Genomic DNA, 12,456 nt, shown 5'->3' with positions numbered 1-12,456 from the left:
TCCTGAGGCAGGCGGGGCGGGGGAAGGGCGTGTCACCAGGTGACGGGCAGGGTGTGGCATCCGTAGATCGCCATGTCGCTGCGGAACGGGATCTCGTCCACGGCGACCGCGGGCCGCATCCCGGGGAAGCGGCGCAGCAGGGTGCCGATGACGACCTGGAGCTCGACCCGGGCCAGGGCCTGGCCGAGGCACTGGTGGATGCCGTAGCCGAAGGCGACGTGGTGCTGGGCGTTGGGGCGGCACACGTCGAGCGCGTCGGGGTCCTCGAAGACCTCGGGGTCGCGGTTGGCGGACGGCACGGCCACCACCACGCCCTCCCCGGCCCGGATCAGCTGCCCGCCGATCTCGATGTCCTCGGTGGCGGCGCGGCGCGGCCCGTTGCGGATGATGCTGTGGAAGCGCAGCAGTTCCTCGACGGCGCCGCGGATCAGGCCCGGCTCGGCCCGCAGGCGGTCGGCGGTCTCCCGGTCGCGCATCAGGGTGAGCGCGCTCAGGCCGATCATGTTGGCGGTGGTCTCGTGGCCCGCGATGAGCAGCAGGGCGGCGAAGGCCACCACGTCGTCGTGGGTGATCTCGCCGGGGACCTGCTGCTCGGTGATCAGGCGGCCGAGGATGTCGTCGCCCGGGGCCGCCTCCTTGGCGCTCACCAGCTGGTGCAGGTAGGTGCGCAGTTCCTCCCGCGCCTTCTCCCGCTCGTCGTCGCCGACCGTACGGGACAGCAGGGTGCCGGTGAGCCGCTGGAACAGCTCGTGGTCGTCGTACGGGACGCCGAGCAGCAGGCTGATGACGAGCGAGGGCACCGGCAGCGCCAGCGCCTCGACGAGGTCCACGTCCTGGCCGGCGCGCTGCTCCATGGCGTCGCACAGCTCGTCGGTCAGGCGCTGGATCTCGGGCCGCATCGCCTCGACGCGCTTGACCATGAACTCCCGGGTGACCATGCGGCGCAGTCGGGTGTGCTCCGGCGGGTCCATGCGGATGAAGCCGCGGTGTTCGGTGGTGGCGCCGCCCGTCATGCCGCTGAGCGGGTAGCCGGGGCGGGTGGTGTCGGAGCTGAAGCGGGTGTCGCCGAGGATGGCGCGGATGTCGGTGTACCGGGTGGCCAGCCAGGCCTCGGTGCCGTCCGGCAGCGAGATCTTCGACAGCGGCGCCTCGGTGCGCAGCCGCGCGAACTCGGCGGGCGGGTCGAACGGGCAGCCCTGCGGCGGCTGCACGGGCAGCGCGGGCGCGGTGGCCGGCGCGGGGGCGGGAGAGGGGGTCATGTCGCTCCTTGGGAGCACGCGGGCAGGGGCGTGCGCCCTGTGTCGGACGTTCACCTAACGCCCGTAAACTTACATGCGTAATGCACGGGTGCGACGGCGGGGGTGGGGTCCCGAGGGAGACGCGGAGCGGCGCGCCGACAGGATGTCGGAAAAAGCGGTGCACTCCCGAAGCGCCCGGATCGGGCGCCATTTGTCCCGTTTGGCCGGGGCATGTGGGGCCGACGAAGCGGGCCGCGGGCCTCACGGCGATCCGCAGGCCATTACAGTGCCGACGAGTGCGGTCCGCAGGTTCCACGAGGCCGTCAACGCGGTCCGCGGGCCTCAAGAGGCCGTCGGCCGCCCCTCCCGCTCCATCAGCAGATGCAGGATCTCGTCCACGTAGCGGTACAGCCGTTCGGCGTCCTTGCGGCTGGGCATGACCTGCCACAGCATGACCCGGCCGTGCACCGCGGCCCACAGCACGTACGGCGCCTCCTCGCGGGTGCCGCGCACCCGCCACCCGGCGGCCTCGCACGCGGTGAGGGCGTCGTGCAGGCCGCGCACCAGGCGCCCTGCCGGGTGCCCGGCCAGCCGCTCCGGTTCGACCGGCGTCTGCCGGGTCTCGTACAGCAGGCGGTACTTGGCGGGGTGGTCGACGGCGTACCGGCAGTACGCACGCAGCTGGGCACGGAGCAGGTCCACCGGGTCGTCGGTTCCCGCCGCTTCCGACGCCTCCGCCATCGCCGCCCTCAGCCGCTCGTAGCTGACCTCCAGCGCGGCCCAGACCAGCTCGGTCTTGTCGGCGAAGTGCCGGTAGATGCTGGGCGCGGCGACGCCCGCCTCGCGGGCCACGGCGCGCAGCGACAGGGCGTCCTCACTGCCGACCTCTTCGAGGAGGCGTTCGGTGGCGCGCAGCAGTTCCTCGCGCAGGCGCTCGCCCTGCCCGCGTGGATTGCGGGACCGTACGGCCGCACTCTCACCCACCGCCGTCACGCCCCTTTCCGCGTCCCGCACCGCTGTCACCGTCCGCCGGTCGGGCAGCCGCCCGGCGAGCCCGTGTCCGTGGTGCTCACGACCGGTCCGGGCCGGTCTTCAGGGTTTCACATCGCGGAACGCTCCCGAACCGGGCCACCGCCGCGCCGCCCCGCACAGTGCGCCCCGTCACCGGTCCGACGCCCTCACCGGTGCGTCCGTCACCGGCCCATCGTGAGCCCGGCCCCCTCCGCTCCCCGGCTGAGGACGGCCTCGCGGATGCCCTCCCGTACGTCGGAACGGTCCCCGGTGGCGGCGAGGTTGACCATGCGCAGCGGGGGCCCGTGGGCGGAGAGCTGGGGGATGTACTCGGCCTTGGTGACCCGCCAGTGCGCCCCCTCCTTCACGGGCGGCTCGAAGCGGAAGCGGGCGATGGTGCCCCAGTTGCCGCGCGGGCTCTCCATGATCCCGGCGATCTGGTCGCCCATGCCGTAGACCACCCAGGTGCCGTTCAGCTTCTCGTACGGCTGCGGGGTGTGTGCATGGGTCCCGATGACGAGGTCGATGTCGGGCCGGCCGCGCGTACGCGCTTCCGTGAGCGCCTTGGCGACCTTGAGCTGCTGCGCGTCCGGTTCGGTCCGGTACTCGGTGCCCCAGTGCGGGCTGACCACGACGACGTCGGCACCGGCCCGGCGGGCGGCCCGCGCGTCCGCGACGATCTTCCCGGCGTCGATGACGCGGACCGTCCACGGCTTGCCCTTCGGCTGCGGGACGCCGTTGGTGCCGTAGGTGTACGAGAGCTGGGCCACGCGTGCCCCGCCGGGCGCCTTCAGCAGCGCGGGCCGGCGGGCCTCGGCGGCGTCCCGGGCCGAGCCGGCGTGCTTGATCCCGGCGCGGTCCAGCGTGTCGAGGGTGCGCCGGACGCCTTCGGCGCCGTCGTCGAGGGTGTGGTTGGAGGCCGTGGAGCAGGCGTCGTAACCGGTGGCCTTGAGCCCGTCGGCCACCTGGGGTGGCGCCTTGAAGACCGGATAGCCGGTGAACGGGCCGCCATCGGGGCCGAAGGGCGTCTCCAGGTGGCAGATCGCCAGGTCGGCCCCTTCGATCACGGGCTTCACCCCGGCGAGGATGGCCCGGTAGTCGTAGCCGTCGCCTCCGGCGTCCTGGCGTGCCGTCTCCAGTACGGACGGGTACGAGGCGATGACGTCCCCGGAGGCGGCGAGGGTGAAGCCCGCGGAGGCCCGGTGGGCGGAGTGCTGCGGCGCGCCGTTCGCGGAGGCGGAAGTGTGACCACCGGAGGCGGGGCGCGGGGGCCGTCCGGCACCCTGCTGGGCCGCGCAGCCCACGGCCAGGGCTGTCAGCAGCAGGGCGGCGCCGTACGGTCGGTACTGGTTCATGCCAGCACGCATAACAGCCCGACTCGTCCTCCCCGGCGGCCCGGACGGTGCCGGACACGGCGACGAGGCAGCCGCGCGGGTGCGATGTGTCGGCCTGCATGCCGATCGGCCCGTGGAGCATGCGGGTGACGGCCTCGCACGGGCTCAGCGACGTGTCGCCGATGGCGCCGGTGGCACGGCCCGGCCCGGCGAGGTAACGCTCCACCGCCCGCTCGAATAGCCCTTGCTCGAGCCGAAAGCGCCGTACAGGCTCGCCGAGGACAGGCCAGTGGCTTCCCGGAGCCGGGCCGGCGAAGTCGCTTCGTAACCCTGCTCCCGGAACAGCCGCATCGCGGCTTCCAGGACCTCGTCCATGCCGAAGGCGCGGGGCCGGCCTGCCGGGGACACGGTGCACCTCCTCCGTAACGGAACGACTGGTCCAGTTCAGTCGGCTGGGACCGGCGGGACTCTCTCACCGGGCCTTGCCCCAGGGGGTGTCCGACGGGACCGGCTGGAACACCCCGTCACCCCGGGCGCGCCGGCGCCCGCCGCTGTCGACGGCGCCCAGCTGCTGGTCGGCGAAGTGGACGCCGAAGTCGTGGACCCCCTCGCGCGCGAGACGGTCCACGCACCCGGTGTGGTCCCCGTGGAAGTGGGTGAAGGCGACCAGGTCCAGCCCGGCCGGGTCCACTCCGAGGGCCCGCAGCGACCCCGGCCGGGTCCCGCACATGGCCGCAGGCTTGCTGGAAGTGCTCTCCGAAATCCCGGCGGCCCACCGCGCGGGCTAAGGTGCCCGAATGGCAAGAGCCCCGCTGAACGACGACCTCTTCCCCGCCGACCTGCCCGTGTACGCCACCGTGGGCCGCACCACGGACGGACGCGCGTGGCTGGACCGGCTGCCCGCCACCGTCCGGGCCGTCCAGGAGCAGTGGGACCTGCGGCTCGGCGCGCCACTGCACGGCGGCAGTTGCTCGTGGGTCGCCCCCGTGGAACTCCCGGACGGCGGCGAGGCGGTGCTCAAGGTGACCTGGCCGCACCGCGAGGCAGCCGGAGAGGCGCCGGCCCTGCGCGCATGGGACGGAAACGGCGCCGTACGGCTGCTGCGTCACGACCGGGAGCGGTACGCGCTGCTGGTCGAACGCTGCACGCCGGGCGGGGAACTGGACGACAGCCCGCTCCCCGCGGCCGAACGGCTGCTGCTGGCCGCCGACGTACTGCGTGACCTGTGGGCCGCGCCCGCACCGCCCGACGGCGAACTGGAGCGGGTCGCCGACGTGTGCGCCGAATGGGCCGGGACGACCGAGGAACGCATGGCCCGGATCCGGCCCGGCTACGACCCCGGCCTCGTCCGGCTCGGCGCCCGGCTGCTGCGCGACCTGCCCGCCACCGCCACCCGCGAGGTCGTGGTGCACGGCGACTTCAACCCCGGCAACGTCCTCTCCGCGCGGCGCCGGCCGTGGCTGGCCATCGACCCCAAGCCCATGGTCGGTGACCCCGGTTACGACCCCTGGCCGCTGCTGGAGCAGATCGACGACCCCTTCGAGTACGACGATCCGCGCCCGGTCCTGCGCGAACGCTTCGCGCTGGTGGCCGACGCCCTCGGCGAGGACCCGGCCCGCCTGCTGGCATGGGCGGCGGCCCGCACCGTGGAGAATGCCTTGTGGTGCGCCGATCACGGCGACATCCAGGACGGGCAAGAGGAGTTGGAGGTGGCGGCGACACTGGCCGCGCTGGCGGGGCTGTGAGGCCCGGTGCACAGCCGAAGCGGCGGAACAGTTCTTCGAGGCAGTCCTCCAGCCTGCTCGCCGGCAGGGCCGGCGTCGGGTCGTCGCGTCCCGGCTCCCGCCACGGCGTTCCGGCCTTCTCGGCGTCGGGGGCGAACCCGAGGGCGTCCAGGACGCGCCAGTACAGGTGATCGGCGGGGTCGTCGCTCAGCGTCCCGCCGGCCGTCAGGTGGGCGTCGGCCAGCCGCATGCCTTCCGGGACGCCGTGCAGGAGTGCCAGCGCCGTCGAGCAGTGCGCCACATCGAGGCCGGCCGGTCCCCAGGACGTCTCCACCCAGTCGACGGCGCCCGTGATCCGCAGGCCGGCGCCCTGCCCGGTGAAGAGCACATTGCCGGGGTGGAAGTCCCGGTGCAGGAAGCACGGCCGGTACGCGGGTGGGTCGCGGCGGATGACGTCCACGGCCCGCCGCCACAGGTCCGGGCGGCCGGTGGCTCCGGGCAGCCGCACCCGGTCCGGCGCGGCCCGTGCCTCGTACACGCGCGGGCGGGCCCCGGCCGGGACGCGTACCTGGTGGATGCCGACGAGCTGGCGCGCCGGCAGCGGCGTGCGCAGGGCCGCCTCCGCCTCGTCCACGCGCCCGCTGCCGGGCAGCAGCGACATCAGCAACGACGGGTGGTCGCAGTGCTCCGCCGTCGCGTCCACCGCGTGGCACGCCGCCGCCGGCACGTCCGTACCGCCGAGCAGACGCAGGATGTCCGCTTCGCGCGTGAGCAGTCCCGCCGCGCTCCGCACGAAGAACGGCCTGACGCAGGACCTGAGCACCAGCCACCGGGGCTCGCCGTCCCCGCCCCCGCCCGCGCCGGTCCGCAGCCGCCGCATCTCCGAGGCCCAGCCACCGCGCAGCCGTCCGGCGGACTCGACGCGGCACCCGCCGCCCACCCGCTTCTCCACCCAGGCACGGGTACCGGCCCGGGGCCGGTCGTCGCAGTCGGCCGCTGAGAGAGACGCGTCCTCATTCGTCACCATGCCCACAATTCAGCGATCACCGCTCGTCGCAGGTCAGGCGACTTCGATCCCGTACTCCTGCACCAGCGCCTCCAGGCCGCCTTCGTAGCCCTTGCCGCCGAGGACGAAGTCCCAGTCGCCGTTGGCGCGGCGGCGGAAGGAGCCGAGGACCAGCGCCGTCTCGCCGCTGCGGCCGTCCGAGACCTCCAGCTGCCCGAGTTCGGCGCCGGACGCGTCGACGAGGCGGATGCCCGCGTCGGTGAAGCCGGACAGGTCCGCGTGCGGGTCGGTCTCCGGGTCGACGGCCGCGACGAGGACGAGCCGGTCCGCGGTGGCGGGCAGCGCGTCGAAGGCCACCTGCACGGCGGCCCGGTCGGGGGCGAAGCCGGACAGCATCCGTACCGTGCCGTCCGGGGTGCGCGGGTTGTTGTAGAAGACGAAGTGGTCGTCGCTCAGTACGCGGTTGCCCTGGCAGACCAGCGCGCAGACGTCGAGGGAGACGCTGCCGGACCAGTTCATGCCGAGGATGCTGCCGGAGTCGGAGTTCTGCGGGGCCGGTTCCGGCTCCGGGGCCGTGTCCAGGGCCTGCCGGGGCCGCTCCGTCCCTTCCTCTTCGGCGGGTGCCTGCCGCTGGTGGGGAACCGGGGTGTCACCGAGGCGGCCGCGCAGGCCGTGGCGGGCCAGCAGGTCGACCAGTTCGGGCCCGCTGACGAGGGTCAGCGGTTTGCCGTTGGCGAAGGCGTGGGCGCCGGGGCCGAAGCGGGACGTGGTCACCAGGACGCCCTTGTTGGCGCCCTCGGACTGGACGGTGCCGAACAGGTCGCGCACGGCGGTCGGCGGCACGGTGTTGCGGTACCGCTTCACCTGCACGATGATCTTGCCGCCACGGATGGGGTCGGAGTCCAGCGCGTCCACGTCCACTCCGCCGTCCCCGGAGCGCTGTGTCGTCACGGCCTGCATCCCCATCGCGCGGAACAGCTCGGCGACCAGGTCCTCGAAGGCGATCGGGTCCATGGTGAACAGGTCCGGCTCCGCCGCGCCGCCGTGCGTCACCACACCGCCGCCGACGTCGCCGGGCTGCCGCACCGGCCGGACCGCGGCCCGCTGGTCGGGGCGCGCCGACAGCTGCCCGCGCAATGCGCCGGTCAGGCAGTCCACGGCGCTGACCTGCGCCAGGTGCAGTGCTTCGACAGCGTCCCTGGGGGCCGCGACGGTGGCCAGGCAGAGCTGCGCGGGGCGCCCGGTGGCCGGGTCCACGTCGTCGACGAAGCCGTTTACCACCACCGAGTCGAGCGTGCGGGCGGGGTCCGCCGCGAACAGGTCGCGCACCACCAGCAGGACGGACTGGGCCAGTACGTCGCGGTAGGCCGCCCGCCGCTGGGTGACGGGCCGGGCGACGTCCTTGTCCTGGTCGGCCGTATACATGTAGCGCACCGACTTGGCCGCGGGCACGATGTCGAAGCCGGGCAGTTCCCAGTCCAGTACGAGCTGGCGGGCCGCCGGGTCGTAGGCGGCGCGGACGCGGCGCGGGAAGCCCTCCGGCCGGCCGGTGACGGCGTACAGCGCGGCGGAGAAGTACTCCACCACCGCGTCGGGGTCGCCGCCGCGCAGCCCCGTCAGCAGTGCCTCGACCGCGGCGTTGTGGCTCCTGATCTCCGCGAGCTGCCCGGCGGCCCACTGGTCGTACTGCCGCCGGTAGTCCTCCAGTTGGCGCAGGCGCTGCGCCTCCGCGGCCTGCGCGGCGTGCCAGTCGTGCTCGTAGCGGGCCCGGGCCTCTTCCTGTGCCTGCGCGCGGCGGGCGCCGCCGAGGCTCCAGCCGGTGACCTGCGGCTGGTAGGCGACCGGGTCGGGCATCGGTACGGGCACGGCGAGCCGGCCGGGCGCGAACGGCTCGACGTACTCGGGACGGCGCAGCGCGTCGGCGGTGAAGGCCGGGGCCCGGCAGCCGCCGGCCAGCAGGCCGGACAACTCGGCCATGCGCGCTTCCAGTTCCCCGGTGCGGCGGCGGGCGTCGGCCTCGCGGTGCTGCCGGTACGCGGCCTGCCGTTCGCGCTGCATACGGGCCATGGCGCGCTCGGTGTCGCGCTGTTGCCGCTCCTGGTCGCGGCGGGCCTGTTCGCCGGCCCGCCGCTGAGCCTCCTGGCGGCGCTGCTGCTGACGCTGCGCCTCGGCCCAGACGGCCACTAATCCGTTGGAGCGGCGACTCATGTGGATCTGGTCCTCCCCTGGGGCAGCCCACCCCGAACGGCCCGCACAGGCCCTTCCACCAGCGGGTATTCATCCGACTTTAGCGGGATCCCGACGGGTCGTCCCCCGCCGGGTCGAGCTGGACCGGGGCGCCGGGCCTCAGCGGCCCAGGAGCGTGCGCAGGCGTTCCAGCAGGGGCAGCAGGGCGGTGCGCTCCTCGGGCGTGAGCGCTTCGAGCGCGTCGCGCACGGCGTGCATGTCGGCGCGCACCCGCAGAGCGAGCGCCCGGCCCTCCTCGGTGGCGGTGACCACCTTGCTCCGGCGGTCCTGGGGTGCGGCCTCCCGCCGTACGAGCCCGCGCTCCTGCATGCGGGCGATGAGCCGGGTCGCGTTCGAGGCGTCACAGACGAGGTGGCCGGCGAGCGCGCTCATCGAGAGCGGTTCCTCCAGGGCGATGAGCGCGCGGGCCTGCGCGGTGCTCAGGCCGTGCCGCAGCGCGGCGGCGGCGAGGTCGTCGTAGTAGCCGCGCACCGTGCCGGCGAACGGCGGGAGGAGGTCGTCGGGGGTGGGCCGGGTGGTGTCGGACACGCGGCCAGGATAACGGGTTACTTGACTTCGGCAATTGTTGGCATTTACATGGACTGGAGTCGGTGCTTGACCTTGTCAAGCGATTGACCCCGGGCGAGGCCCCACACACCCCGCCGCGCCCGGCTCGCTCCACCCCGCACGCATCGGAGACACCATGACCAGCAGCACCCCCGAGCAGCCGGACGCCGTGGTCGCGCGGCTGCGCGCCACCTTCCGCACCGGCCGCACCACTCCCCTGGAGTGGCGCACCGAGCAGCTGCGGCGGCTGCGCGCCCTGCTCACCGAGCACGGCAAAGACCTCGCCGCGGCCCTGCACGAGGACCTGGGCAAGGGTGAGGCCGAGGCGTACCGGACCGAGATCGACTTCACGCTGCGCGAGATCGACCACACCCTCGACCACCTGACGCAGTGGCTGCGGCCCGAGCCCGCGCCGGTGCCGCCCCACCTGAGCGGCGCGGAAGCGTGGACGGTGTACGACCCGCTGGGCGTCGTCCTGGTCATCGCCCCCTGGAACTACCCCCTGCAACTGCTGCTCGCGCCCATGGTCGGCGCCCTGGCGTCCGGCAACTGCGTGGTCGCCAAGCCCAGCGAGATGGCACCCGCCACCTCCGCCGCCGTGGCCCGCCTGCTGCCCCGCTTCCTGGACGCGGACGCGGTCGCGGTGGTCGAGGGCGGTGTGCCGGAGACGACGGCCCTGCTGGAGCAGCGCTTCGACCACATCTTCTACACGGGCAACGGCACCGTCGGCCGCATCGTGATGCGCGCGGCGGCCGAGCACCTGACGCCGGTCACCCTGGAGCTGGGCGGCAAGTCGCCCGCCTTCGTGGACCGCGGTACGGACGCGGACGCGGTCGCCGCGCGACTGGTGGCCGGCAAGTTCCTCAACGCGGGCCAGACCTGTGTGGCGCCGGACTACGTCCTGACCGACCCGGAGACGGCGGCCCGCCTGGAGCCCGCCCTCGCCCGCGCCGTCACCGCCGCGTACGGCGACGACCCGGCCGCCGCGCCGAACTACAGCCGCATCGTCAACGAGCGGCACTTCGACCGGCTGACCGGCCTGCTCGGCTCGGGCCGCACGGTGGTGGGCGGCACGCACGACCGGGACCGGAAGTACATCGCGCCGACCGTGCTCGGCGGCGTGTCGCCCGACGCCCCGGTAATGCGGGAGGAGATCTTCGGGCCGATCCTGCCCATCGTCGAGGTCGAGGATGTGGACGCGGCCATCGGCTTCGTCAACGAGCGCGACAAGCCGCTGGCGCTGTACGCCTTCACGGAGTCCGCGCAGACCCGGCGGCGACTGACCGAGGAGACCTCGTCCGGCGGGCTCGGCTTCGGCCTGCCGGTCGCCCATCTGACCGTGTCGGACCTGCCGTTCGGCGGGGTCGGCGAGAGCGGGATGGGCCGTTACCACGGCCGGTACTCGATCGAGACGTTCAGTCACCGCAAGGCGGTCCTGTCCAAGCCGCTGGCCTGACGGACGTAGCACCACCCGCGGCACCCCTCCCCCACCACACCACACCACAGAAATCGCACGCGACAGGGAAATATAACGAATCACTGAAGCTCTACTTCGGGCTGGCCGCGACCCGGAAGTGGCTCGCGGACGTGGCCGCCCTCCAAAGCGCCCTGGCGGAACTGCCCCGGTCCGTCGACCTGTTCGTCCTGCCGGCCTTCCCCGCCCTGGCCGGTGCCCGGGAGCTGCTGGCCGGTACGGGCATCGCGTACGGCGCCCAGAACGTGCACTGGGCCGGGACCGGCGCGTGGACCGGCGAGGTCTCCGCGGACATGCTCGCCGAGGCGGGCGCCCGGTACGTCGCGGTCGGACACGCGGAGCGGCACCGCCGGACCCGGCACCTTCGGCCGGCTGGCCGGCAGTGTCGACGGCCTGTTCCTGGGCCGGCTCGCCCATGACACCGCCGGCCTGCGCCAGGTCCTCGAAGAAGTCGCCGCGGGCAGCGTGCCCGCCCCGCTTCCCTTTCGCCCCTAGGGAGTTCACCGTGCAGGACACGTACCGCATCGCCCTCGGCGCCGACGACGCCGCGACCGCCATGAAGGACGCGATGGCCGCGTACCTCACCGAACGCGGCCACCGGGTCACCGATCTGAGCGCCGCGGACGGCGAGGACTACCCGGACGTCGCGGAGCGGGTCGCGCGCGGCGTCGCGCGCGGTGAGCACGAACGCGCCGTCCTGGTCTGCGGCACCGGCGTCGGCATGGCCATCGCCGCCGACAAGGTGCCCGGCATCCGGGCCGCCCAGATCCCGGACAGCTACAGCGCCGAGCGCGCCCGCAAGTCCAACGACGCGCAGATCGCCTGCTTCGGCAGCCGCACCATGGGCGTCGAGGCCGCCCTGGTGTGCCTCAGACACTGGCTGGCCTGCGACTTCGCCGGGGGCGGCTCCACACCGAAGGTGGAGAAGATCAAGCAGGTCGAGTCGCGCAACCTGACGTACCCGGGCGTGCCCACGGCCTGAGCCCGGCCGCCCCGTCCCGGGGACGCCCCGCGGCCTGAGCCCGTCCTCCGCCCCTTCCTCCCCCTTCGAAAGGCGGTCACGACCATGCGCGCAGTTGTCATCGAGGAACCGGAGAAGCTGTCCGTCGGCCAGGTCCCCGACCCGGTGCCCGGCCCGGACGACGTGATCGTCGAAGTGGCCGCCTCCGGACTGTGCGGCACCGACGTGCACATGCTGGCGGGCGAGTTCGGGCCGACGCGGTACCCGGTGATCCCCGGGCACGAGTTCTCCGGCGAGCCCGCGGTCTACCTACTGTGGAACATGCCACTTCTGCTCCATCGGCCACGGCAACCTCTGCGCGAAGTGGGGCACCATCGGCATCACGGTGGACGGGGCCGCCGCCGAGTACGTCAAGGTCCCGGCCGGCAACTGCTACCACCTCCCGGAGACCGTCGCGCTCCGCCACGCCCCGCTCATCGAGCCGCTCTCCACCATCCTGCGCGGCTTCGACATCGTCGGCCCCGAACTGGCGACCACTTCCTGATCTACGGCGCGGGCACCATGGGCCTGCTCTGCCTCCAGGTCGCCCAGCGTGCCGGTGCCACCTCGGTCTCGGTGGTCGACATCAACGAGGACCGGCTCGCGGTCGCCCGCCGGCTCGGCGCGGACGCCGTCGCCACCAGCGCCGACGAGCTGACCGCCGGTCATCCGCTCGGCCGGCAGGTGGTCACCGGCTGCACCGGCGACGTACGCGCCATCGAGGACGGCCTGATCCGGCCGATCCGCGGCGGCACGTTCCAGCAGTTCGGCTGCGCACCCGACCAGGAGACGGCGCGGCTCTCGCCGTTCCGGATCTACAACGACGAGATCCGCATCGTGGTGGCGGGCTGTGACGGCGCGTGCCGCCCCGGCCCC

The 12,456-nt window shown here is 73.7% G+C and carries 12 protein-coding genes and 3 pseudogenes; 7 read left to right on the top strand and 8 right to left on the bottom strand.

What is annotated here, in order from left to right; all coding sequences use genetic code 11:
• Positions 1-32: 32 nt before the first annotated feature.
• The 5 genes from ACZ4Z1_RS07320 to ACZ4Z1_RS07300 form a co-directional block, all read right to left on the bottom strand.
• Positions 33-1,259 carry a cytochrome P450 gene (locus ACZ4Z1_RS07320; RefSeq protein WP_468485591.1) on the bottom strand — a complete coding sequence of 409 codons (1,227 nt, stop codon included), beginning with the start codon at positions 1,257-1,259 and terminating at the stop codon, positions 33-35.
• 321 nt (positions 1,260-1,580) lie between these two features.
• Entirely contained in the window at positions 1,581-2,222 is a 642-nt protein-coding gene (locus ACZ4Z1_RS07315; protein ID WP_468485590.1) for a TetR/AcrR family transcriptional regulator, read from the bottom strand.
• A gap of 209 nt (positions 2,223-2,431) precedes the next feature.
• A complete protein-coding gene (locus ACZ4Z1_RS07310; RefSeq protein WP_468485589.1) occupies positions 2,432-3,604 on the bottom strand; it encodes a CapA family protein in 1,173 nt (390 codons plus the stop codon).
• Between the two features lie 144 nt (positions 3,605-3,748).
• A complete protein-coding gene (locus ACZ4Z1_RS07305) occupies positions 3,749-3,934 on the bottom strand; it encodes a helix-turn-helix domain-containing protein (RefSeq protein ID WP_468485877.1) in 186 nt (61 codons plus the stop codon).
• A 121-nt stretch (positions 3,935-4,055) separates the two neighbouring features.
• Positions 4,056-4,313, bottom strand: a complete 258-nt coding sequence (locus ACZ4Z1_RS07300; protein WP_468485588.1) for an MBL fold metallo-hydrolase — start codon at positions 4,311-4,313, stop codon at positions 4,056-4,058.
• A 67-nt stretch (positions 4,314-4,380) separates the two neighbouring features.
• Here ACZ4Z1_RS07300 and ACZ4Z1_RS07295 point away from each other — a divergent pair, with 67 nt between their 5' ends.
• Positions 4,381-5,328, top strand: coding sequence for an aminoglycoside phosphotransferase family protein (locus ACZ4Z1_RS07295; protein ID WP_468485587.1), 948 nt, complete (start codon positions 4,381-4,383; stop codon positions 5,326-5,328).
• 13 nt (positions 5,329-5,341) lie between these two features.
• On the opposite strand, the pseudogene ACZ4Z1_RS07290 reads toward ACZ4Z1_RS07295, so the two are convergent.
• The 3 genes and pseudogenes from ACZ4Z1_RS07290 to ACZ4Z1_RS07280 all read right to left on the bottom strand — a co-directional run.
• Positions 5,342-6,334 (bottom strand): annotated as a pseudogene (locus ACZ4Z1_RS07290) (phosphotransferase family protein); the annotation flags it as partial.
• Positions 6,335-6,367: 33 nt separating this feature from the next.
• Positions 6,368-8,521 (bottom strand): restriction endonuclease, encoded by a 2,154-nt coding sequence (locus ACZ4Z1_RS07285; RefSeq protein ID WP_468485586.1) that lies wholly within the window; start codon positions 8,519-8,521, stop codon positions 6,368-6,370.
• A 138-nt stretch (positions 8,522-8,659) separates the two neighbouring features.
• Complete coding sequence (locus ACZ4Z1_RS07280; RefSeq protein ID WP_468485585.1) at positions 8,660-9,088, bottom strand: MarR family winged helix-turn-helix transcriptional regulator; 429 nt, start codon at positions 9,086-9,088, stop codon at positions 8,660-8,662.
• Positions 9,089-9,242: 154 nt separating this feature from the next.
• Here ACZ4Z1_RS07280 and ACZ4Z1_RS07275 point away from each other — a divergent pair, with 154 nt between their 5' ends.
• From ACZ4Z1_RS07275 to ACZ4Z1_RS07250, 6 genes and pseudogenes are all read left to right on the top strand, one after another.
• Positions 9,243-10,562, top strand: a complete 1,320-nt coding sequence (locus tag ACZ4Z1_RS07275; RefSeq protein WP_468485584.1) for an aldehyde dehydrogenase family protein — start codon at positions 9,243-9,245, stop codon at positions 10,560-10,562.
• Positions 10,559-10,999, top strand: a complete 441-nt coding sequence (locus ACZ4Z1_RS07270; protein WP_468485876.1) for a triose-phosphate isomerase — start codon at positions 10,559-10,561, stop codon at positions 10,997-10,999. The genes ACZ4Z1_RS07275 and ACZ4Z1_RS07270 overlap by 4 nt, the downstream gene beginning before the upstream one ends.
• 86 nt (positions 11,000-11,085) lie before the next feature.
• Complete coding sequence (locus ACZ4Z1_RS07265; protein WP_468485583.1) at positions 11,086-11,562, top strand: RpiB/LacA/LacB family sugar-phosphate isomerase; 477 nt, start codon at positions 11,086-11,088, stop codon at positions 11,560-11,562.
• Positions 11,563-11,646: 84 nt separating this feature from the next.
• Positions 11,647-11,826, top strand: a pseudogene (locus tag ACZ4Z1_RS07260) (alcohol dehydrogenase catalytic domain-containing protein); the annotation flags it as partial.
• A 52-nt stretch (positions 11,827-11,878) separates the two neighbouring features.
• Complete coding sequence (locus tag ACZ4Z1_RS07255; RefSeq protein ID WP_468485875.1) at positions 11,879-12,085, top strand: hypothetical protein; 207 nt, start codon at positions 11,879-11,881, stop codon at positions 12,083-12,085.
• 17 nt (positions 12,086-12,102) lie between these two features.
• Positions 12,103-12,408: pseudogene (locus ACZ4Z1_RS07250) on the top strand (zinc-binding dehydrogenase); the annotation flags it as partial.
• Positions 12,409-12,456: the final 48 nt, after the last annotated feature.

The sequence above is a fragment of the Streptomyces sp. NPDC030165 genome, from assembly GCF_055573595.1.
This window is presented reverse-complemented; position numbering and strand designations above follow the sequence as displayed.